General features: G+C 74.2%; 15 protein-coding genes and 1 riboswitch. Of the genes, 7 read left to right on the top strand and 8 right to left on the bottom strand.

The window, feature by feature from the left end; all coding sequences use genetic code 11:
* Positions 1-333: 333 nt before the first annotated feature.
* The 5 genes from ACZ404_RS21990 to ACZ404_RS21970 all read right to left on the bottom strand — a co-directional run bounded on the left by ACZ404_RS21990 (position 334) and on the right by ACZ404_RS21970 (position 8,341).
* Positions 334-2,457, bottom strand: coding sequence for a hypothetical protein (locus ACZ404_RS21990; RefSeq protein WP_468442349.1), 2,124 nt, complete (start codon positions 2,455-2,457; stop codon positions 334-336).
* A gap of 134 nt (positions 2,458-2,591) precedes the next feature.
* Positions 2,592-3,437, bottom strand: coding sequence for a hypothetical protein (locus ACZ404_RS21985; protein WP_468442347.1), 846 nt, complete (start codon positions 3,435-3,437; stop codon positions 2,592-2,594).
* Between the two features lie 130 nt (positions 3,438-3,567).
* A complete protein-coding gene (locus ACZ404_RS21980) occupies positions 3,568-4,788 on the bottom strand; it encodes a VWA domain-containing protein (protein ID WP_468442639.1) in 1,221 nt (406 codons plus the stop codon).
* Between the two features lie 11 nt (positions 4,789-4,799).
* The gene (locus ACZ404_RS21975; protein WP_468442345.1) at positions 4,800-7,226 is read right to left on the bottom strand and encodes a DUF5682 family protein; all 2,427 of its coding nucleotides are present in this window, start codon (positions 7,224-7,226) and stop codon (positions 4,800-4,802) included.
* Positions 7,223-8,341, bottom strand: coding sequence for an ATP-binding protein (locus tag ACZ404_RS21970; RefSeq protein WP_468442343.1), 1,119 nt, complete (start codon positions 8,339-8,341; stop codon positions 7,223-7,225). The genes ACZ404_RS21975 and ACZ404_RS21970 overlap by 4 nt, the downstream gene beginning before the upstream one ends.
* 132 nt (positions 8,342-8,473) lie before the next feature.
* On the opposite strand from ACZ404_RS21970, the gene ACZ404_RS21965 reads away from it, so the two are divergent.
* Together ACZ404_RS21965 and ACZ404_RS21960 are read left to right on the top strand one after the other, a co-directional pair.
* A complete protein-coding gene (locus ACZ404_RS21965; RefSeq protein ID WP_468442341.1) occupies positions 8,474-9,832 on the top strand; it encodes an SWIM zinc finger family protein in 1,359 nt (452 codons plus the stop codon).
* 88 nt (positions 9,833-9,920) lie between these two features.
* Complete coding sequence (locus tag ACZ404_RS21960; RefSeq protein WP_468442339.1) at positions 9,921-11,576, top strand: DUF5691 domain-containing protein; 1,656 nt, start codon at positions 9,921-9,923, stop codon at positions 11,574-11,576.
* Between the two features lie 62 nt (positions 11,577-11,638).
* Here the strand turns inward: ACZ404_RS21960 and ACZ404_RS21955 are convergent, their stop codons facing one another.
* On the bottom strand, positions 11,639-12,055 hold the full coding sequence (locus ACZ404_RS21955; RefSeq protein ID WP_468442337.1) for a cobalamin B12-binding domain-containing protein: 417 nt from the start codon (positions 12,053-12,055) through the stop codon (positions 11,639-11,641).
* A gap of 222 nt (positions 12,056-12,277) precedes the next feature.
* Between ACZ404_RS21955 and ACZ404_RS21950 the strand changes: the two genes are divergently transcribed.
* Positions 12,278-13,129 carry an esterase/lipase family protein gene (locus ACZ404_RS21950; RefSeq protein ID WP_468442335.1) on the top strand — a complete coding sequence of 284 codons (852 nt, stop codon included), beginning with the start codon at positions 12,278-12,280 and terminating at the stop codon, positions 13,127-13,129.
* 231 nt (positions 13,130-13,360) lie between these two features.
* Positions 13,361-14,854 (top strand): M23 family metallopeptidase, encoded by a 1,494-nt coding sequence (locus ACZ404_RS21945; RefSeq protein WP_468442333.1) that lies wholly within the window; start codon positions 13,361-13,363, stop codon positions 14,852-14,854.
* Between the two features lie 52 nt (positions 14,855-14,906).
* On the opposite strand, the gene pcrA is transcribed toward ACZ404_RS21945, so the two are convergent.
* The gene (pcrA, locus tag ACZ404_RS21940; protein ID WP_468442331.1) at positions 14,907-17,387 is read right to left on the bottom strand and encodes a DNA helicase PcrA; all 2,481 of its coding nucleotides are present in this window, start codon (positions 17,385-17,387) and stop codon (positions 14,907-14,909) included.
* 263 nt (positions 17,388-17,650) lie between these two features.
* A riboswitch (cyclic di-AMP (ydaO/yuaA leader) is annotated at positions 17,651-17,820 on the top strand.
* Between the two features lie 7 nt (positions 17,821-17,827).
* On the opposite strand from pcrA, the gene ACZ404_RS21935 reads away from it, so the two are divergent.
* Positions 17,828-19,084, top strand: coding sequence for a C40 family peptidase (locus tag ACZ404_RS21935; RefSeq protein WP_468442329.1), 1,257 nt, complete (start codon positions 17,828-17,830; stop codon positions 19,082-19,084).
* 80 nt (positions 19,085-19,164) lie between these two features.
* Positions 19,165-20,121, top strand: coding sequence for a tellurite resistance/C4-dicarboxylate transporter family protein (locus ACZ404_RS21930; protein WP_468442327.1), 957 nt, complete (start codon positions 19,165-19,167; stop codon positions 20,119-20,121).
* Here the strand turns inward: ACZ404_RS21930 and ACZ404_RS21925 are convergent.
* On the bottom strand, positions 20,099-20,452 hold the full coding sequence (locus ACZ404_RS21925; protein WP_468442325.1) for a hypothetical protein: 354 nt from the start codon (positions 20,450-20,452) through the stop codon (positions 20,099-20,101). The two genes, ACZ404_RS21930 and ACZ404_RS21925, sit on opposite strands and share 23 nt — an antisense overlap.
* 434 nt (positions 20,453-20,886) lie before the next feature.
* Between ACZ404_RS21925 and ACZ404_RS21920 the strand changes: the two genes are divergently transcribed.
* Entirely contained in the window at positions 20,887-21,939 is a 1,053-nt protein-coding gene (locus ACZ404_RS21920; protein WP_468442637.1) for a C40 family peptidase, read from the top strand.
* Positions 21,940-21,971: the final 32 nt, after the last annotated feature.

Below are 21,971 nucleotides of genomic sequence, written 5' to 3'. Positions count from 1 at the left end.
CGGCATGTCCGTCTCGCAGGTTATCGCCGCTTGCGGGAGCTCCCTAAATCGAGGGTCACACGTGAGCGGTGATACCTGTCACATGATGCCGGGTTTGCTGACACGGCGTGCCGCGTCTTGGTGGCATCCGGGGCATGTGCGAGGCCTCACCGGGCTGGGGTCGACCCGGTGAGGCCTCTGGGCGGGCCCTGAGGCCCCGGGCGGTTGATCCCCACCCCAATGGGGACCACCCGCCCCTTCCCGCGGGGGTCGGGCCGGACGGGCCGACGGTGTTCGGCCGTCCGGGTCCGCTCGCCCCCCGCGGAGTCGGTCAGGGGCTGAGCCGTGCTGCTGTCAGCCCTGCAGCTGCCACCCCTGCTGCGGTGCGCCGTACGGGTGGGCCACGCCGTGCATGTACCCCGGAGTGACGGACTCCGCGACCCCTTCGGCGCCGGCCGAGGCGTGCCCGGCCAGCGGACCGCCGGTGGCCCGCGCGGTCCCGGCGAGATCGTGGGCGAAGGGCCCGGCCTGCTGCGTGACGGGCGCGGTCTCCCCCACGACACCGCCCGCGTACGGCCCGGCGGCACCGGCCACGCCGTACGCCAGCCCGGCCGCGCTCCCGCCGATGCCGTCCACGGCCGGGCGGACGGTTCCGTCGACGGTGCCGGACACGGTGGCGGTGACGGTGCCGGCCACTGGCCGCACGGTCGTGGTGACCGTGTCCGCGACCGCGTGGACCGTGCCGGTGGCGGTGTCCGTGACCCCGTGCACCGTCCCGGTGGCCGTGTCCGTGACCGGCTGGACGGCGTGGGTGACCCCCGCCGCGAACGGCGGCACCTGTCCGGTCACGCCTTCCGCGAAGGCGCCGGTCTGCCCGGTCACTCCGTGGGCGGCCGGCGCAACGGCGCCCACGACGCCGCCCGCGAAGGGCTGTACGTCGCCGACGACGCCGTACGCGAGGGTCCCCGCGTCCGTCACGGCCTGCCCGGCGACCGGCACGACCCCGTGCACGGCGGTCCCGGCGACGGGCGGCAGCACGGCGTCGGTCGTGTCGTGCGCGACCTGCCCGGCCAGGCCGGTGGCGTACGGCGGTACGCCGGTGAGGGCGCCGGAGGCGATCCCGTGCGCGTCGGCGCTCGCGTGCCCGGCGACTCCGTACACGCCGGTGACGGCGGCCGTGGCCGCGCCGTGGACGCCGTCACCGGCGCCGGTGGCCAGGTGGTGCACGCCGGTCGTGGCGTCTGCGCCCACGCCGTGCACGTCGCCGATCGCGCCCGTGGTGACTCCGTGCACGTCGGTGACGGTGCCCGCCGCGAGCCCCTGCACCCGGGCGACGGTGTCCGCGGCGGTGCCCTGCACGCCCGCCGCCGTGCCCGAGGCGCTGCCCTGGACGCCCTGCACCGCGCCCGAGGCGGTGCCCTGGACGCCCACGACGGCGTACCCGGCCGTCGGCAGCACGTGCCCCACGGCGCCCGAAGCGGTGCCGTGGACGCCGGTCACCGCGTCCTGCGCCGTCGGCAGGACGCCCACGACCGCCTGGTCCGCGACCGGCAGGGCGCCGCCCACGGCGGCGGAGGCCACCGGCGGGACGGCCGCCTCGGTCGTGCCGTCCACGACCGGCGTGACCATGCCCGGCACCGACCGCACCGTGCCGAGCACCCGCTGCTCGGCGCCGGCGGCCGTGCCGGAGACGTGCGCGGGCACGGAGGCGACGGTGGCCTCGGCGGCGCCGCTCACCCGGTCCGCCTCGCCGCGCGCGACGGCCGCCGCACCGGCGGTACGGCCCTGCGCGGCGGCAACGGTGCGCCGGGCCGTCGTCCGTACGGCGCCCTCGGCGGCGGCGCGGGCCGCCTGCTGGGTGGCCTGCAGCTTGGTCTGGGCGGCGGCCAGAGCCTCCTCCACCTCGGGGGCGAAGGAGGCGAGAGGACCGAACAGGTAGTCGATCTCGTCCTGCGGGGAGGGCGTGGAGAGATGTGCGGCGCGGTGCGCGAGGTGATCCGCGGTGCGCGCGGCCTCGGCCCCGGCATCGGCTGCGTGGCCCCGCACCTGCGTCTCGGCCTGCGTACGGGCCGCACGGGCACCCTGGATCGCCTGGGCACCGCGGATCTTCGCGGCGGCCGGCACCTCGGCGTCGACGTAGCGGCGGGCCCGGTCGGCGGTGGAGCTCACGGTGCTCCGCGCCTTCTGCTGCACCGCGGTCGAGGTGGCCGGGACGGTGGAGGTGGCGGTGGACGTGGTGGCCGAGGCTTCCGAGGTGGCCGTGCCGGTCAGGCCGGAGACGGTGGAGACGGTGGTGTCCCGGAGGTCGCCGACGACGCCGTCGACGGTGCCGGTGAGCGTACCGGTGGTGCTGTCGGTGTCCGGGACGGAGACCGCCGGGGTGGACAGCTCGTCGGCGCTGGCCACGGCCGAGCCGAGCGCCCAGGCGCCGGTGACGCCGGCGGCTATCACGATCGAGCGGCGGATGTTCTTGTTCATGCGTGCGTCAGTCCTTAGGAAACGGCTGGGGATCTCCGTCCGGAGAGCGCCGGGTTGGCCGGCGGGTCGGGCGGAGCGGGCAGACCTGTGACGCCCCCGCGCCACGTCCGTGGCGGGGAGGCCGGCCCGGGGTCCTAGCCGGGAAAGACGGGGATGTCGCGGTGCCGTTCGCGGGTCCGGGGCACGTCGGCGCGCGCGGCCGTGCCGGGCAGCAGCCGCAGGGGCGTGCGGCCGTCGGGCGTGACCGCATGCGGGTCGCCGTGCCGGGACGCGGCGGCGTCGGCCGCCTGCTTGCCGAGCACGCCGTCCGGGTCACCGGAGGGCGCGGGCGCGGCGGGGGCGTCGACGGGCGCGGCGGCGTGCCGCACCGCCGGGGCCGGGGAGACCAGGGCGCCGGGGACGAGCCGCGGCCCGTACCCGGTGGCCGAGGAGTGCGCGGGTGCGGCGGTGCCGGATCCGGAGCGGGTCTGGTCGCCCTTGACCGGTGCCGGTGCGGTGGCCGTGCCGCCGGCCCCGTGGGGCCGGGGCCGGGGCTGCGGTGTGACCGGCGTGGGCAGCGGGTCCACGGGCAGCGGGTCGACCGGCAACGGCTTGGTGGTGCCGGGGAGGCCCGGCAGGTCCACGGAAGGCGGCTGTGCCGGCACCTGCGTCCGCAGAGTGCGGGTGGCCCCGTCCACCACATCCCGTACGGGCGTGACGACCCGCTCGGCGACGTGCCGTACCGCGTGCTCCTGTCCGTCCGGCACCAGCCCGGCCGGGGCCGTCGGGCGGCCCACGGTCGTCGGCCCGTCCGAGGTCACCGACCCCTTGGAGCTCACCGGAACCGCCGGTGTCCGCTCGGCCGCGTGCGCCTGCTCACCGCAGACGAACCCGAGCACGAACAAGCCACCGACCAGCAGCCCCAGTTGCAGCGCACGCCGTCCCGCCGCCGTACGCAGCACGCGCACGGTGGTACCGAACAGGGCGGCAGGCGGGGTCAAGAGGCGAAGGCTTCCTCAGGTCGGTACGACTCGGGCGCCGCCGATCCTCGCACGGTACGCCCGCGGTAGCGCAAGTCCCGCGTTACCGATGGGTAGTCATGTCCCTTTTGCAGCCCCTTCTGTTCGGGCGTCACGCGGTGTCCGGTATCGGCAGCGGCCGTTTCTCGATGGCCGCCGCCATCACGTCCGGGAACAGGTCGGGCGTGCAGGCGAAGGCCGGTGCGCCGAGGGCGGCGAGCGCCGCCGCATGCTCCCGGTCGTACGCGGGCGCCCCCTCGTCCGACAGCGCGAGCAGCGTCACGAACTGCACCCCGGACGCCTTCATCGCCGCCACCCGCTTGAGCATCTCGTCGCGTATGCCGCCCTCGTACAGGTCGCTGATCAGCACGACCACCGTCTCGGCGGGCCGGGTGATCCGCGCCTGGCAGTGGGCGAGGGCCCGGTTGATGTCCGTGCCGCCGCCCAGCTGGGTGCCGAAAAGCACGTCGACCGGGTCGTCGAGCTGGTCGGTGAGGTCCACGACCGCCGTGTCGAAGACGACCAGCCGGGTGCTGATCGACCGCATCGAGGCGAGCACCGCCCCGAACACGGACGCGTAGACCACCGACGCCGCCATCGATCCCGACTGGTCGATGCAGAGGATCACCTCCTTCTTCACGGACCGCGCCGCGCGGCCGTAGCCGATGAGCCGCTCCGGGACGACCGTGCGGTACTCGGGCAGGTAGTGCTTGAGGTTGGCCGCGATCGTGCGGTTCCAGTCGATGTCGTGGTGGCGGGGCCGGCTGATGCGGGCGCTGCGGTCGAGGGCACCGGTGAGTGTGGCCCGCGTGCGCGTGGCGAGCCGCTTCTCCAGGTCCTCGACGACCTTGCGCACGACGGCCCGTGCCGTCTCCTTCGTCGTCTCCGGCATCGCCCGGTGCAGCGAGAGCAGCGTGCCGACCAGGTGCACGTCGGCCTCGACCGCTTCCAGCATCTCCGGCTCCAGCAGCAGCGAGGCGAGCCCCAGCCGGTCGATGGCGTCGCGCTGCATGACCTGGACGACGGAGGTGGGGAAGTAGGTGCGGATGTCCCCGAGCCAGCGCGCCACCGACGGCGCCGAGGCACCGAGGCCCGCCGAACGGTCCCGTCCCGTCTGCGGTCTGTCCCCCTTGCCGTACAGCGCGGCGAGCGTGCCGTCCATCGCCGCGTCCCGGCCGGACAGCGCGCATGCGGTGCCGTCGGCCTGGTCGCCGCCGAGCACCAGCCGCCAGCGCCGCAGCCGCTCGCGCGCGGCGTCGGTGGGGTCGGTGGGGTCGGTGGGGCTGGAGGATCCGACCGTGCCGGCGGTCCCGGTGCCGGCGTCCTGCGTCATCCGCTCGGTTGTCATGTGCCCACCCCCGCAGGGCAGTTGTCGTCGCTTGTCAGCCGTTGCCCGGTGTCCGGGCCGAGCAGCAGCCGCAGCACCGGGAGAACGGCGTCCGCGCGCTCCTGGTCCGTGTCCGCGGCGAAGCCGGGTGGGCCGCCCGTCCGGCGAGCCGGGCCATGGGTGCCGCCCGGGCCGCGCCGCACCAGTTCGCCGAGGGTCCTGCGCACCCCGGGCTCGTACGCCGCGAACGTGCGCCGCAGCAGCGGCAGTACGTCCGTGAACGCCTCCGCGGGCACCCCGGTCAGCCACGCGTCGACCAGGCCGAGCAGCCGCTCGTCGTGGACCAGCAGCATGCCGCCCCCGCCGCCGACGAAGCCCTCGATCCAGGCGGCCGCGTCGGCGGGCGGCGTCCCCGGCGACAGCACGAGCCCCATCAGCCGTGCCGCTTCGGCCGATTCCAGGGCGCCGTCGTCCAGCAGCAGCCGCACGGCCCGGCCCCGGACGACACCCGGCACGGTGTCCCGCAGCGCCAGGGTGCGCAGCACGGAGCGCCAGCGGCCGCGCAGGTCCCCGTCCGCGCCGGCCGCGGTGCCGGTCGGGGTCTGCGCGAGCAGTCCCACCGCCGTGTGCACGGCGTCGACATGGCCGCGCATCTCTTGCGCCGCGTCCGTGTCCAGGGCGGCGCAGGCCGGCGGCAGGCCCACGAAGATCCGCTCGGCGAGGCCCGCGGCCACCTCGGCCAGCGCGCCGGTGTCCGTGCCGCGCACGTCGCCGTAGCGCAGGGAGCGGACCAGCGCGGGCAGCGCCTGGGCGAGATGGCCCACGTCCGTGTCCAGCGCCGCCCGGTCGGCGAGCACCCGCATCACCACCGGCAGGGCGTCCGGCAGCCCGGCGAGCAGGCAGTGCTCGGCGAGCGCGGTGACGTCGGCGAGCGCGCTCGCGGTGGTCGCGTCGGCCTCGGTCCGGGCCGTCGCCGCCGCCAGCACGGTCGTCCCCCACACGCCCGCCTCGGCGACCCGCACGGAGAGCTCGGGCTCCCAGCGCAGCCGCCAGGTCTCCCGGAAGGTGCCCGTGCTCCCCCGCGACTCGGCCGGCTCGCCCCAGCCGACTCCCAGCAGCCGCAGCCGGTGCAGCAGTCTGCTGCGGCCGGCGTCGGTGTCCCCCCGCAGGTCCAGCTCCAGCTCGCGCTCCGGCGCCTCCGGCCTCAGCCGCAGCCTGCGCTGCTCACGTGCCAAATCCCGCTGCAGCGGCACCGCCGGCGCCGACTCCGGCACCTCCCCCAGCACGTCCCCGACCACCAGCCGGTCCTGCACCAGCGCCAGCGGCACGTCCGAGCCGTCGCACATCACCGCGCGCACGGCCTCCGTGGTCTCGCTCAGGCCCGGCAGCGGACGGCCGCGCAGGGCGGCCAGGGTCCCGGCGAGCCGTACCGCCTCGATGACGTGCGCGGAGGACACGATCCGGTCCTCCTCGCGCAGCAGTTCCGCGACCTTGGTCAGCCACCGCTCGACCGGCCGGTCCGGCGCCCGGAACAGGTGCGCGTACCAACCCGGGGAGTCGATCCCCGCGCCGTAACCGCTCGCCCGGGCCAGTCTGCGGTGCGTCCATGGCACCCACGTCAGATCGGCCTTGACCCTGGGCAGCCCCTTCAGCAGGGCCCGGTCGGCGGTGACGGGGGCCTTCTGCCGCAGCGCGGGCACGTGCCAGGCTCCGCACACCACGGCCACGGCGTCCCCGAACTCCCGCCGCGCGGAGCGCACCTGAAGCCGCATGTGGGCCTCGCGCACCAGGTCCCGGGGGCGCCCGCCGACGCCGTACCGCTCCCGCAGCGCACCCATCGCCTCCTCCAGCGCGGCGAACGGCGCGAACGGGTCCCCGGCGCCCAGCCCCCGGTGCTCGACGACGTCCTCCCACCAGCGCTCCGGATCGTCGTACCCGGCGGTTTCGGCGAGCACGGCAAGGGGGTCCACCCGAACCGGATCCACCCGGGCCCGGTCACCGGAGCCGGCCCCCTCGGAGCCGTTCTCGCTCTCCGCCGCCCCCTCGATGCCCTCGTCGCCGGGCCCCGGCCCGGACGGTGCCTCCTCGCCATGCCAGGCCAGGGTGTGCGTGGCCGGCAGGTCGATGAAGCGGGCCGGGACCCCGTGCGCCAGGGCCCAGCGGATCGCCACCCACTCGGGGCTGAACTCGGCGAGCGGCCAGAAGGCCGAGCGGCCGGGCTCGTCCACGGCGTGTGCGAGCAGGGCGACCGGGGGCCGCAGGTCCGGGTCGGCGGCCAGCGGGATCAGCGGATCGGCCTCGGGCGGGCCCTCGATCAGCACGACCTCGGGCCGGGCCGCGTCCAGGGCGGCCCGCACCGCGCGCGCCGAGCCGGGCCCGTGGTGCCGCACCCCGAGCAGCAGCGGTCCGGCGGCGAACGCCGCTCCCCCGGCGGAGTCGCTCATGCGCTCACCTCCCGGCAGGCGCGGTAGAAGTCCTTCCAGCCGTCCCGCTCGCGGACGACCGTCTCCAGGTACTCCTGCCAGATCACACGGTCCGCCGCCGGGTCGCGGACGACGGCGCCCAGGATGCCGGCGGCGACGTCGCCGGGGCGCAGCACGCCGTCGCCGAAGTGGGCGGCCAGGGCGAGCCCGCCCGTGACGACGGAGATCGCCTCGGCGGTGGAGAGCGTGCCGCTGGGCGACTTCAGCTTCGTGCGCCCGTCGGCCGTGACGCCGTCGCGCAGTTCGCGGAAGACGGTCACGACACGGTGGATCTCCTCGATGCCGTCGGGCACGGCGGGCAGGTCGAGGGAGCGGCCGATCTGCTCGACGCGGCGGGTGACGATGTCGACCTCGGCGTCGGCGCTCTCCGGCAGTGGCAGCACCACGGTGTTGAAGCGGCGGCGCAGGGCGCTGGAGAGGTCGTTGACCCCGCGGTCGCGGTCGTTGGCGGTGGCGATGAGATTGAAGCCGCGGACCGCCTGCACCTCCTGGCCCAGTTCCGGTATCGGCAGGGTCTTCTCGGACAGGATCGTGATCAGCGTGTCCTGGACGTCGGCCGGGATACGGGTCAGCTCCTCCACCCGGGCCGTCATGCCCTCGGCCATGGCCCGCATGACGGGGCTGGGCACGAGGGCGTCGCGGCTCGGGCCGTGCGCGAGCAGTTGCGCGTAGTTCCAGCCGTAGCGGATCGCCTCCTCCGGCGTGCCGGCCGTGCCCTGCACCAGCAGGGTCGAGTCGCCGCTGACGGCGGCCGCCAGATGCTCCGACACCCAGGTCTTGGCCGTGCCGGGCACGCCGAGCAGGAGCAGGGCGCGGTCGGTGGCGAGCGTGGTGACGGCGACCTCGACGAGGCGGCGCGGGCCCACGTACTTCGGTGTGATCACCGTGCCGTCCGGCAGGGTGCCGCCCAGCAGGTACGTCGCCACCGCCCAGGGCGACAGCTTCCAGCGGGCCGGGCGCGGGCGGTCGTCCTGGGCGGCCAGCGCGGCGAGTTCGGCGGCGAAGGCGTGCTCGGCATGCGGACGCAAGGCGTTGCCGCTCGCTTCGACGGACGTGGTCTCCACGGACACAGTCATGGCTGAGGCCCCCTCCAGCTCGGCCGGTTCGGATCTGGCACCCACCGTGCACCACGCCACTGACAATCGCTCTGACCTGCCCAGATGTCCGCGCAGGGCCGATTGTCAGTGGGGGGATCTACCGTCGGAGACATGACTGAGCCGGGGGTGCGCTGGACCGCGGAGCAGGTGCTGGCACTGGCGCCTGACGCCGCGTCACGCAAGACGGGGAGCAGACTGGGCACGGCCGGGCCGTGGTCCGAGGCGGGGAGCGCAGAGGGGACGGTGTGGGGGCTGTGCAAGGGCAGCGGCAGCAGGCCGTACCAGACGGTGGTGGACCTCGCGGACGCTGCCGGGCCGGCGTACAAGTGCAGTTGCCCGAGCCGGAAGTTCCCGTGCAAGCACGCCCTCGGACTGCTGCTGCTGTGGGCGGAGGGGGGCGGATCGGTGCCGGCGGCGGCCGAGCCGCCCAACTGGGCCGAACAGTGGCTTGCGGGCAGACGGGGGCGGGCGGAGAAGCGGGCGCAGGATGGCGGGAGTGCGGCGTCCGGGTCCGCTGATCCCGAGGCGGCGCGGCGGCGGGCGGAACGCCGGGCCGAGCGGGTCACGGCGGGGGCCACGGAGCTGGAGCAGCGCCTGGCGGACCTGCTGCGCGGCGGCCTGGCCGCCGCCGAGCAGGCGGGGTACGGCCTGTGGGAGGAGACGGCGGCCCGCATGGTCGACGCGCAGGCACCGGGACTGGCCGCGCGGGTGCGGGAGTTGGGGGCGATACCGGCCTCCGGTCCGGGCTGGCCGGCCCGGCTGCTGGAGGAGTGCGCGCTGCTGCACCTGCTCGACCAGGGCTGGCTGCGCCGGGACCGGCTGCCGGACGCACTCGCGGCCACGGTCCGCTCCCGGCTCGGCCTGCCCGCCTCGGCGGAGGGCCCGCCGGTGCGCGACCGCTGGCTGGTCCTCGCCCAGTACGACACGGTCGACCCGAAACTGACGACGCGCCGCATCTGGCTGCACGGCGCCGAGTCGGGCCGCACCCGGCTGCTGCTGTCCTACGGTGCGGCCGGCCGGGCACCGGAGCTGTCGCTGCCGGTCGGGCTGGCGCTGGAGGCCGACCTCTTCGTCTTCCCCGGCGCCGGGCAGGCCCGGGCGGCCCTGGGCGAGCAGTACGCTCCGCCCGCGCCCACCGCCCTGCGCCCACCCGGCCTCACCACGGCCGAGGCGGCGGCCCGTTACGGGGACGCCCTGCGCGAGGATCCGTGGCTGGACTCGGTCCCGGTCACGCTGGGCCGCGTGATACCGGCGCCGGACGGGGAGCAGGGCGGCTGGCAACTGGCCGACGCGGACGCCGACTCGGCGCTGCCCCTGACCCCGGCCGCTCGTTCCCGGCCGGGGCTGTGGCGGCTGGTCGCCCTCTCCGGCGGCGCCCCGGTCACGGTCTTCGGCGAGTGCGGCCACCGCGGCTTCACCCCGCTGACGGCATGGCCCAAGGGCCCGGGCGCCCCGGTGCCGCTGTGCTGACCGGGTCCGCCCTCCGGGGACACGGGCCGGCCTCTCGGCACCACCGGGACGAGCGAGCAAGAGCAGACCGCACGAGGAAGGCAACGGCATGAGCGGGACCTCCACCGACCGGGATACCACGGCTCCCGCGAGCTCCTGGGACGACCTCGTCACCACCGCCCTCCTCGGCACCGACCGGCGGCCACCGGTCGGCACCGACCGGCGGCCACCGGCGGAGGCCGCGCCCGGCCGTGAGGCTCCCGTGGCGCTGCTGGACGCCGCCGCCGTGGCGACCGTACGGCGGCGGGCCGGGCTGCGGCCGGGGCGGGCGGCCGAGCGGCCGGAGCCGGCCCCCGACGATCCGCGTCCGCCGCTGCCCGCTGCCGCGGCGCGCAGGCTGGCGATGCTGCTGGCCGACCGTTCCGGCGGAGGCAGCGGACGGCGGGGCAGCTCGCCGGACCTGATGGAGCTGCTGCCGCAGTGGCTGGCGGCGGCGGGCGCCCACGGCTACGCGGCGCCCCCGCAGGCCCTGCCCGCCCTGCTGGACGCCGCACGGGGGCGTACGGACCTGCGCCCGGCGGCGCTGGCGTTCGCGGGGCCCCGGGCGCTGTGGCTCGCCCGGCTGAACCCGGACTGGCGGTTCGCCCTGCGCTCGGCGCCGGGCGGCGGCGCGACGCTGCCCGGCATCGAGGACGGCGAGGCGGTGCGCCGGCTCTGGGAGGAGGGACTGTTCGCCGAGCGGGTCGCCCTGCTGGGCGCACTGCGTGCCCGTACGCCCGCCCGCGCGCGGGAGCTGCTGGAGGAGACCTGGGCGACGGAGCGGGCGGAGGACCGGCTGATGTTCCTGGACTCGCTGCGCACGGGCCTCGCCGCCGAGGACGAGCCGTTCCTCGAGCAGGCGCTGGGCGACCGCAGCCGCAATGTCCGGGCGACGGCGGCGGAGCTGCTGTCCGCGCTGCCGGGGTCCGCGCTGGCCGGGCGCATGGCCGCGCGGGCGGCCGCATGTGTGGCAGTCGACCATACGGGGAACTCGCCGAGGGTCGTCGTGGAGGCGCCGCTCGAGTGCGATCCGAGCATGGAGCGCGATGGTGTGGCGGCCAGACCTCCCGCGGGCAGAGGAGAACGGTCGTGGTGGCTGGGTCAGTTGGTCGAGGCGGCCCCGCTCGGCATGTGGCCGGGGCGGCTCGGCGGGCGCGGCCCGCGGGAGATCGTGGCGCTGCCGGTGGCCGACGACTGGCAGGCGGAACTGCACGCGGCCTGGTGCCGCGCGGCGGTGCGGCAGCGGGACGCCGAGTGGTCCCGGGCCCTGCTCGGGGCGCCCTCGGCCCCGGAGGCGGGCGGCCCCGGGGCGGTGTCGCTGGCGGAGCGGGCGAAGCTGCTGGCCGCGCTGGGAGCCGGGGAGCGGGCGGAGTGGGTGGCCGGGTTCATCGCGGCACACGGCCTGTCGGAGGCGTTCCAGCTGCTCGGGGTGTGCGCCGTGCCCTGGGCCGCCCCGCTGGGCCGGGCGGTGGTGGACGCGCTGAACATCGCGCGGGACGCGGGAAGTTACCCCTGGAGCTTCAGCGGCGTGATGGGCCTGGCCGAGCGTTGCCTGGACCCGGCGCAGGCCGCCCACCTGGACGGCCTGCTGGCGATACCCGACGAACGGGAGGATGCGGCCCCCGGCTCCGGTGGCTACTGGGCAGAGGCCTTCCAACGGCTGGTCGGCACGCTGCGGCTGCGGGCGGCGATGACCGCCGAACTGGAACCGGGCCCGCCCTCCTGACGGCGGGCGCGGCCGGGCCGGCGCCTGCGGGCGCGCAGCACGCACAGGGTGTGCGCGCGGAGCTACGCCTCGGCGGGCTGGCGCACGTTCTGCCGTACCCAGTCCACGATCGACGCGGTGGTCGCGCCCGGCGTGAAGATCTCCGCGACGCCCTTCTCCTTCAGCGGCGGAATGTCCTCCTCCGGGATGATGCCCCCGCCGAAGACGAGGATGTCCTCGGCGTCGCGCTCCTTGAGGAGGTCGATGACGGCCGCGAACAGGGTGTTGTGGGCGCCCGAGAGGATGGACAGGCCGATCGCGTCGGCGTCCTCCTGGATGGCCGTGTCCACGATCTGCTCCGGCGTCTGGTGGAGCCCGGTGTAGATGACCTCCATACCGGCGTCGCGCAGCGCCCGCGCGATGACCTTGGCCCCGCGATCGTGGCCGTCGAGTCCCGGCTTGGCCACCACCACGCGGATCGGACCGGCTGCCACACCCATCACTGCCTCCATCCAGCCACCACGGAAGCGATCGCTTCCGCCCCTCACGACAAGTACCGCACTTTTGGCGCGTTCCGCCACCGTCGCGAAGTGAACGAACGTTATCTCCAGCATCCCGCAACCGTCGGTTTTACGGTGCGGAGCGAGGGGGAAATCACACGGTGGGACATGAGGGCACACGGGGGACGGAGCCGTCGCCTGCGTGCCGACAGGAGGTCGGCCATGAAGGTCACCGGTGTACTGCCACTCTTCCTCCCGTTCTACCGGCGCCTGTGGCCGGACAGACTGGCCGGCCTGTCGATCGCGCTGCTCAAGGCGACCGCACTGGAGGCGGCGATCCTGGCCGGGCACCTGCTGCTGTACCCGACCGGTCTGGTCCAGGAGCGGCGCGCCCCCGTGCTCCCCGCCCAGGACGGCACCACACCGCTGCCCGCACGGCCCGGCCCGCCGGTCGTCCTGCTGCACGGCTTCATCGACAACCGCTCGGTGTTCGTCCTGCTGCGCCGCAGCCTGGCCAGGGACGGCCGGCAGCGCGTCGTGTCCCTCAACTACTCTCCGTTGACCTGCGACATCCGCACGGCCGCCGAACTGCTGGGACGGCACGTCGAGGAGCTCTGCGAGCGCACGGGCAGCACCCGGGTGGACATCGTGGGGCACAGCCTCGGCGGCCTGATAGCGCGGTACTACGTGCAGTGCCTGGGCGGCGACCTCCGGGTGCGCACGCTCGTCACGCTCGGTACGCCGCACTCCGGGACCAGGGCCGTGCCGCTGGCCAGCGCCCACCCGATCGTGCGGCAGATGCGGCCCGGCTCGGAGGTGATCGAGGAACTGTCCGGCCCGGCGCCCGGTTGCCGCACCCGGTTCGTCAGCTTCTGGAGCGACCTGGACTCCATGATGGATCCGCTGGAGACGGCCTGTGTCGACCACCCCGACCTGGACGCGCACAACGTCCGGGTGACCGGCATCGGGCATCTCGCGCTGCCCGTGCACCCCGCCGTGGCCGCCGGGATACGCGAGGCGCTGGCGTCCGCCCCCGCCGGGGACCGGGTCGACGGCGGTCTGACGGTGGCCTGAGAGCGGCCGGGGGGTGGCCGGGGGTGACCCGAGGGCGGCCGTACCGCCAACCGGAGGTCGAACACCCTTCGAACACAAGGCCAAACTCGCGTCCACCGTCCCCCGAAACACGGCCGAATGCCCGTTTCCGGCCCGCGTGAAACCAGTTGAAGATTGTCGCGCCCGCGTACCGCCGGGTACAGTCGCCGCACTGCTCTGGCAGCCCCTGTTGTCGAGGCGAAAGAGAAGTTGGTGAACGACCGTCACCCGTCGGGGACCATGACCACCCCGGCCCCGGCTTCCGACGCCTCCGCCGCGCCCTATGCGTCGTACGGAGCACAGGAAGCCCCCTATGACGACCTCACCACGTACGGCGGATACGACGCCACCGGTTTCGCGGCCGGCACCACGGACTCCTTCGCGGCCGACCCGCTCTTCGGCAGCCTCCCGGGCAGCGAGCAGCACACCGGCGCCTACGACTCCACGCAGTGGCAGACCGGCACGGGCCAAATCCTGACCCACGACCCGTACGCGGCCCAGCACCATGCCGCCTACGACTCCGGCGCGTACGACACCACCGCCTGGACGGTGCCCCCGCAGACCAGGGGCAGCGACACCAGCGGCCAGTGGGACGCGAGCGCCTGGACCCAGCCCGAGCAGTACGCCGGCGCCGATCCCACCCAGCAGTGGGAGTGGGGCACCCAGACCTTCGACACGGGCGCGTACGACGCCACGCAGTGGAACTCCGACGGCGCGGCCGTGCCGCAGCAGCTTGCCGAACCGTTCGATCAGCCGGCCACGGCCACCTTCGAGCAGGTCGGCGACGCGCAGGCGACCGCCTCCTTCGAGCAGGTGGCGTACGAGGACACCGCCTACGACGAGACCGGGGAAATCCCGGCGGCGAGCGAGGAGCCGGGGGACACGGGCGAGATGCCCGCCGTGCCGTCCCTGCTCGACGACCAGGAGGAGAGCACTCCGGCTCCGGCGACCCGTTCGGGTTCCCGCAGTGGGGCGCGTTCCCGGCGCCGTACGCCCCCCAAGCGCTCCGCGCTGCTGACCGTCGCCGTGCCCTCGGCCTGCGTGATGGGAGTCGCCGGGATCGCCGCCGCCTCCGTCGGCACCTTCTCCGACGACGGCAACACCAGTACCACCGCCTCGGACGCGCAGGCCGTGAAGCCGTCCGTCGCCAACAGCAAGCTGGACTCCCAGCTGAGGACGCTCTCCGCCGGTGCCGACGACTTCGCCGACCGGGCGAGCCGTACGCAGGAGCGCATCGACCTCAAGAACCAGCAGGAGCTGCAGAAGAAGAAGGCGGCCGCGGAGGCCGCGCTCAAGGAGCGACTGCGCCCCAAGTTCGCCCTGCCGGTCACGCAGAAGGGGCTCAGCGCCTACTTCGGCCAGGCCGGTGTCAACTGGATGTCCGTGCACACGGGCATCGACTTCCCCGTCTCGTACGGCACCACGGTGATGTCCGCGACGGACGGCGTCGTCTCCACCAAGTGGAACAGCGCCTACGGAAACATGATGATCGTGACGGCGAAGGACGGCACGGAGACCTGGTACTGCCACCTCTCCAGCTACCGCGTCTCCGCCGGTACGACCGTCAAGGCCGGCCAGCCGATCGCCTACTCCGGCAACTCGGGCAACTCCACGGGCCCGCACCTGCACTTCGAGGTCCGGCCGGCGGGCGGCGCCGCCATAGACCCGCTGCCGTGGCTGCGCAGCCACGGGCTGGACCCGACCTGAGCCGTCCACGAAGGAAGCCCCGCCCGACCGGGCGGGGCTTCCTCGTGTTCCGCTACAGCTTCTCCACCGGCGCGTAGCGCAGCAGCAGCCGCTTCGGCTTGGTGTCGCCGAAGTCGATCGTCGCCTCCGCGTTGGCCCCCGTGCCCTTGACGGCGACCACCGTGCCGAGACCGAACTGGTCGTGCGTGACGCGGTCCCCGACGGCCAGGGCGACCACCGGCTTCTCGTTGGTGCGCCGCGTGGCGAAGCCGGACGCTCCGGACGCCGAGGAGCGGGAACGGGACGAGGACAGCGAGGCCGCGATCCCGGCCACGGGGCCGGAGGACACCGGTGCCGCCGCTCCCGTCCGCTTCCACTCCACATGGGTGGCCGGGATCTCCTCCAGAAAGCGGGAGGGCGGGTTGTACGACGGCTGGCCCCAGGCGCTGCGCATCGCCGACCGCGTGAGGTACAGCCGCTCCCGCGCGCGCGTGATGCCCACGTACGCCAGGCGCCGCTCCTCCTCGAGTTCCTTGGTCTGGCCGAGGGCGCGCATGTGCGGGAAGACGCCGTCCTCCATGCCGGTCAGGAACACGACCGGGAACTCGAGTCCCTTGGCGGTGTGCAGGGTCATCAGGGTGATGACGCCGTCGCCGTCCTCCTCGTCCGGGATCTGGTCGGAATCGGCGACCAGGGCGACCTGCTCAAGGAAGTCGGCCAGCCCCGCCGACTCGCCCTCGCCGCGCTCCTGTTCGAACTCCAGGGCCACGGCCGCGAGTTCCTGGAGGTTCTCGATGCGGGTCTCGTCCTGCGGGTCGGTGGAGTTCTGCAACTCGGCCAGGTAACCGGTGCGTTCGAGTATGGCCTCCAGGACGGTGGCCGGTCCGGCGCCGGACTCCACGATCGTCCGCAGGTCCTCCATCAGCGTGTTGAACCGCTTGACCGCGTTGGTGGAACGCGCGGCCATGCCGTACGCCTCGTCGACCCGCTTCAGGGCCTGCGAGAAGCTGATCTTCTCGCGCTGGGCGAGGGCGTCGATCATCGCCTCGGCGCGGTCGCCGATGCCCCGCTTGGGCACGTTGAGGATGCGGCGCAGCGGCACCGAGTCCTCCGGGTTGGCCAGCACCCTCAGGTAGGCCAGGACGTCCCGGACCTCCTTGCGCTCGTAGAAGCGGACGCCGCCGACGACCTTGTAGGGCAGGCCCACCCGGATGAAGACCTCTTCGAAGACACGGGACTGGGCGTTGGTGCGGTAGAAGACGGCGACGTCGCCCGCCTTGGCCTCGCCCGCGTCCGTGAGGCGGTCTATCTCCTCGGCGACGAACTGGGCCTCGTCGTGCTCGGTGTCCGCCACATAGCCGGTGATGCGGGCGCCTTGGCCGGCGTTGGTCCACAGGTTCTTCGGGCGGCGGGACTCGTTGCGCTCGATGACCGCGTTGGCGGCGGACAGGATGGTCTGCGTGGAACGGTAGTTCTGCTCCAGCAGGATCGTCGTCGCGTTCGGGTAGTCCTCCTCGAACTGGAGGATGTTGCGGATCGTCGCGCCCCGGAAGGCGTAGATCGACTGGTCCGCGTCACCCACGACGCACAGCTCGGCGGGCGGCAGGTCGTACTCACCGGGCGGTACGTCCTCGTCGTACCCGCCCGTGCCCACCAGCTCCCGGACGAGGGCGTACTGGGCGTGGTTGGTGTCCTGGTACTCGTCCACCAGGACGTGCCGGAAGCGTCGGCGGTAGTGCTCGGCGACGTCCGGGAAGGCGCGCAGCAGATTGACCGTCGTCATGATCAGGTCGTCGAAGTCCAGCGCGTTGGCCTCGCGCAGGCGCGACTGGTACAGCGCGTAGGCCTGGGCGAGGGTCTTCTCGAAGCCGTCGGTGGCCTGGGCGGCGAAATCCTCCTCGTCGATCAGCTCGTTCTTCAGGTTGCTGATCTTGGCGCTGAAGGACTTGGGCGGGAAGCGCTTGGGGTCGAGGTCCAAATCGCGGCAGACCAGGGCCATCAGGCGCTTGCTGTCCGCGGCGTCGTAGATCGAGAACGACGACGTGAAACCGAGCTTCTTCGACTCCCGGCGCAGGATGCGCACGCACGCGCTGTGGAACGTCATCACCCACATCGCGTTCGCGCGCGGGCCGACGAGGTGCTCGACGCGCTCCTTCATCTCGCCCGCGGCCTTGTTGGTGAAGGTGATCGCGAGGATCTGACCCGGGTGCACATGCCGCTCGGCGAGCAGGTGGGCGATGCGGTGGGTGAGCACACGGGTCTTGCCGGAGCCGGCACCGGCGACGATGAGCAGGGGGGAGCCGGCGTGGACGACCGCGGCACGCTGGTTGTCGTTCAGCCCCTCCAGCAGCGCCGCCGTGTCGATCGCGGGGCGTGGGGCGCCGTCCCGGTAGTACCCGTCCCGGTCCGGCGGCACGTCGAACTTCCCGCCGAACAGATCGTCCGGAAGCGGCTCCGGAGCATGATCGTCCTCGGGCGGCGGCGGGGGTTCCTCCTCGCGCCCGCGCGGGGGCTGGAGGTCCGCCAGGAAGCTGTCGTCAAAGAGGCTGCTCATCGCTCTCCGAGTCTAGGGCGCCGCACCGACAACCGTTCCGCGACCCGGAAACCCGGCCGATTCCAGGGGCCGGTCGATCGCCTTCGCTTCCGCACCTTCCGGCTGCTCACGCTGCGGAGGCGGTTGCTCACCTGCGTATGAAATACGGCTCCGGTCACGAAAACGTATCGGACATATGCCGCTCCAACCTTCACAGAAGTCACACCAGTTGGCTAGGTTTCCGTCAGGTCGTGCGACCCCTCTCCGGCGAACCTCGCCGGGCCGCACGGCCTCCGCCGAGTCCGGCACGCCCGCAGGCAGCCGGAGCCGGGGACCCACCGATCCTGGGGTGAATCGGCCGACTCCCGCCCGGGACGACGCCGTAGGGCAACCCTTCCGAACCACCCGCCCGAACCCGACAGCTAACCCGGTAGGCGGCCCATTGGAAGGAGTCGCCTCCCTTGGCGTCGCACCGCAAGCCGCGCCCCGGCGGATCCCTCGCACCGGGTCTGCGCACCCCGGCCCTCGCCACCGCCGCGTTCACCTCCGTGGCCGTCCTGTCCCAGACGGCCGAGGCCGCCGTCCCCGCCGGCGACGGCAGGCCCAGCATGGAGGAGATCGAAAAGAAGATCGACGAGCTCTACCGCCGGGCCGACTCGGCGGCGGAGGGGGCCACGACGGCCACGCGCGCGGCGGCTGCCCGCCCGACAGCCCGGCAGCAGGCGCGCACGGAGCCCCCGCGCGAGGAGGGCCCCCGGCGCCCCGGCAGGCGCGCCAAGGCCCGCGAGGGGCTGGCTCCGTTCACCGCCGGCCCGGACCGGGCCGCCTCCCTCCTCGAGGAGTATCCGCAGGACCACTTCGCGCAGAACCGGGTGATGAACCGTCTCGCCTCGCGCGTGAAGGACGCGGCTGAGCGGGGGAAGGGCGTCACCCCCGAGCGCGGGCACGTCCCCGGAGGCGCCGAGACGCCGGCCGCCGACGCGCCGTACGACGTCAGGGCCGCCAAGGCGGTCGTGCAGCGCAAGCTGGTCACCGCGCGGGCTCTGCTGTCCCGTGCGACGGGCCAGGGGACGGCGGCGCGTCCGGTGATGCAGGCGGCGGTGCGCCCGGTGGCGCCGTCGGTGGCCCATGCGGTGGTGCAGCCCGCGTCGGGGCAAGCGGTGACGCGGGGCGTGGCCCATGCCGTGGCACAAGCGCCGTCCGCGCCCCCGGTGACCCGGCCGGCCACGCAACCGCCGTCGGCACAGCCGGCGATCCAAGCCGCCGCACAGCCCGTCGTACCGCCCGCCGCACAGCCCGCCCCGCGACCGGCCGAACGTGGGCGGCACCGGGCGCCCGTGGCGCCGGACGCGGGCGCCGCCACGCGGGCCGAGACGGCGGTCGTCTTCGCCCGCGCCCAGATCGGCAAGCCGTACGTCAGCGGGGCCAGCGGGCCGGGCTCCTACGACTGCGCCGGCCTCACCCAGGCCGCCTGGAAGGCCGCCGGCGTCACGCTGCCGCGCACCGCTCCCGCCCAGGCCGCCGTCGGCACCCCTGTTCCGCTCGCCGACGCGCGCGCGGGCGACCTCGTCTTCTTCCACGACGACCACAGCCACGTGGGCCTGTGCACGGGCGACGGAATGATGATCCACGCCCCGCGCCCCGGCGGGTACGTCAGCGAGGAGTCCGTCCACCACCTGGGCGATTCGGTGATCCGCCGCGTGGTGCGGCCGGCCTGAGCGTCCTTTCGCGGAGTTTTCGTGCTCCACGCGCGCGTGCCCTCCGGGTGAGGGCCGCGCGGCTCCCTAGCATCGGGCGCATGCCCGGCAACTCAGGTCTGCGCACGTGGTGGGCGGGGCGTCCGCCGGCGGCGGGAGCCGTCGTCATGGCGACCGGCATCGTGTCCGTCGGCCTGCAGCTGTCGGGCGCCGAGACGGTGTCCCTGGTCTTCCTGGGCCTCGCCTGCGTCGCCTGGCTGGTACTGGCCGCCGCCTTCGTCGCACGGCTGGTGTGGCGGCGGCAGCGGTGGGAGGCCGAGGCGGAGCGTCCGGGCGGGCTCACCGCCGTCGCCGCGACCACGGTGCTCGGCACGCGGTTCTCGGCGCTCGGTCTGCAGACCCTGGCGGAGGCGTTGCTGGCACTGGCGGCGGTGATCTGGCCGGTCCTGCTGTTCCTCGTGATGCGGCACTGGAGGCCGCGCATGCCGGGAACGGTGTTCCTGTGTTGTGTCGCCACACAAGGGCTCGCGGTCCTGGCGGCCACGCTGGCGGCGGCCGGGTCGTTGCTGTGGCTCGCGCATGCCGCGCTGGTGCTCTTCTGGCTGGGCCTGATCCTCTACGGCCTCGCCTTCGCCCACTTCGATCCGCGCCAGGTGCTCGTGGGGGCCGGGGACCACTGGATCTCGGGCGGGGCGCTCGCCATCTCGGCGCTGGCCGGGGCGAAGCTGCTCGCCGCGGACAGCGCGCGGCTGTACCTGTGGAACGACGACGACTGGGACGTACTGCGCAACGTCACCGTCGTGCTGCTCGTGCTGGACCTGACGGGGTACGTGGTCCTGCTGGCCGCCGAGGCCCTGTGGCCGCGGCTGCGCTACGACGAGCGGCGGTGGTCGACGGTGTTCCCGCTGGGCATGACGGCGGCGTCGACGCTGTCGGTCGCCGCCGCCGTGGGCGTCGGGTGGCTCAGGCCGCCGGGCCGGGTACTGACGTGGATCGCGGTGGCGGCGTGGCTGGCGGTCGCGGCCGGCGCGGTTGTCACGTCCAGAGCACGGCGATGAAGATGTTCGCCATGGTCAGCAGGCCGACCAGCCCGAAGAGGGGCTTTTCCACCCGCTCGTCGTCGCGCTTCACGTAGACCAGGCCGAGGATCACGATCAGCACGGCCAGCTTCACGCCGATCTTGATGGTGTTGACGTGGTGGTCGTCGGCCTGGTTGAGGCCGACCAGGGCCACGCCGGTGACCAGCATGGTGAACGCCCCGTGCAGCATCCCGGGGACGAAGCGGGCCGTGCCCTGGCCCATCGCCTTCATCTGGGTGAGGAAACCGCCGAGCAGCGCGGCGATGCCGATGATGTGCAGGCCGACGAAGAGATGGATGAGTACGTCCATGAGCCCGGAGCCTATGGGCACGTCCTGAGGCCGCCGTCACCGCCCCTGCCCCGACGCACCGGTGGAACTCGCACACATCCACGCCATAGCACCACGCCGCGTCCCCCTGCCCGACATTCGACACTTCGGTCACTACGCCGCGTGAAGACGACGACTCCAGCACGGCGATGTGGTCACGTACGGCCACATCTCGACCCGTCGGCGCCAGTTCCGCACACTGCGTTACCAACCCGTCACAGTCGGGCCTAGCGTCCTCCCCCAGGTGACCGGCTCCCCACCGCCGCCCGGGCCAGGGGCGGCAGTCGGCCATCACCGCCGAGAAAGGTCCGGCGGCGGCCCGTTCCCCCTGTGCGGGCCGCCGCCGGACGCTCCGACCGCTCGCTCCCCCGGCGCGGCCGGTCGCGGAAGTCCGACGGAAGGACGTGACGGTCCAGGTGGCAGCGCACCGCAAGCCCCGACAGCGCTCGCTCAGCGGCAACACGGCCCGTACGGCCGCCACCCTCGCCCTGGCGGGCGCGGCCACCGCGACCGCCTTCGACGGCACGGGCAACGCCGAGCCGCAGCTGACGCCGGCGCAGGTGAAGGCCCAGGTGGACAAGCTGTACCAGGAGGCCGAGGCCGCCACCGAGAAGTACAACGGGACGAAGGAGAAGGCGGAGTCGGCCCAGCGGCGGCTGAACGCGCTGCGCGACCAGACCGCCCGCAGGCAGCAGAAGCTCAACTCCGCCCGGGAGGCACTGGGCACGTTCGCGGCGGCGCAGTACCGCGACGGCGGCATCGACCCCGCCTGGCAGCTCGCGCTGTCCAGCGACCCGGACCAGTACCTGGACCGGGCTGCCTTCGCCGAGCGGGCCGGTGAGCGGCAGGCCGGGGCGGTGACGCGGGTACGTGATCAGCTCCGGGAGATCGAGCAGTTGCGCGGAGCCGCCCGCCTCGAACTGACCTCCCTGCGCTCACGGCAGACCGAACTGAAGCGGCAGAAGCGGACCATCACCGGCAAGCTCACCCGGGCGCGCGACCTGCTGGAGCGACTCTCCCCCCGGGACCGCTCGCATCTCGCCGCCGACGACAGCGCGCCGGGCCACGCCTCGGAGGACCCTCGGACCACCCCGGACGGGGCCGGCTCCGCCGCCCCCAATGCCCGCGCCGCGGCGGCCGTCGCCTACGCCTACCAGAAGCTGGGCAGCCCCTATGTCTGGGGCGCGAGCGGCCCGAACGCCTTCGACTGCTCGGGGCTGGCCCAGGCCGCCTACCGGTCGGCCGGCATCTCCCTGCCGCGCACCACCTACCAGCAGATCAACGCGGGCCACCGCGTCTCCCGCTCCCAACTCCTCCCCGGCGACCTGGTGTTCTTCTACTCCGGCATCAGCCACGTCGGCATCTACGTCGGCAACGGCCGGATGATCCACGCGCCGAACCCCTCGGCCCCCGTCCGCCTGGCCCCCATCGACGAGATGCCGTTCGCCGGGGCGGCACGGGTGGCGTGAGACGCCCATGGTCCGCACCCTCGAGCCCCGCA

This window comes from Streptomyces sp. NPDC030798 (assembly GCF_055572275.1).
This window is presented reverse-complemented; position numbering and strand designations above follow the sequence as displayed.

Coding starts and splice junctions, on each gene's coding strand:
- ACZ404_RS21990 (WP_468442349.1), bottom strand. CDS start 2,457: ATGAACAAGAACATCCGCCGCTCGATCGTGATAGCCGCCGGCGTCACC.
- ACZ404_RS21980 (WP_468442639.1), bottom strand. CDS start 4,788: ATGACGCAGGACGCCGGCACCGGGACCGCCGGCACGGTCGGATCCTCC.
- ACZ404_RS21975 (WP_468442345.1), bottom strand. CDS start 7,226: ATGAGCGACTCCGCCGGGGGAGCGGCGTTCGCCGCCGGACCGCTGCTG.
- ACZ404_RS21970 (WP_468442343.1), bottom strand. CDS start 8,341: ATGACTGTGTCCGTGGAGACCACGTCCGTCGAAGCGAGCGGCAACGCC.
- ACZ404_RS21965 (WP_468442341.1), top strand. CDS start 8,474: ATGACTGAGCCGGGGGTGCGCTGGACCGCGGAGCAGGTGCTGGCACTG.
- ACZ404_RS21960 (WP_468442339.1), top strand. CDS start 9,921: ATGAGCGGGACCTCCACCGACCGGGATACCACGGCTCCCGCGAGCTCC.
- ACZ404_RS21955 (WP_468442337.1), bottom strand. CDS start 12,055: ATGGGTGTGGCAGCCGGTCCGATCCGCGTGGTGGTGGCCAAGCCGGGA.
- ACZ404_RS21950 (WP_468442335.1), top strand. CDS start 12,278: ATGAAGGTCACCGGTGTACTGCCACTCTTCCTCCCGTTCTACCGGCGC.
- pcrA (WP_468442331.1), bottom strand. CDS start 17,387: ATGAGCAGCCTCTTTGACGACAGCTTCCTGGCGGACCTCCAGCCCCCG.
- ACZ404_RS21930 (WP_468442327.1), top strand. CDS start 19,165: ATGCCCGGCAACTCAGGTCTGCGCACGTGGTGGGCGGGGCGTCCGCCG.
- ACZ404_RS21925 (WP_468442325.1), bottom strand. CDS start 20,452: ATGGACGTACTCATCCATCTCTTCGTCGGCCTGCACATCATCGGCATC.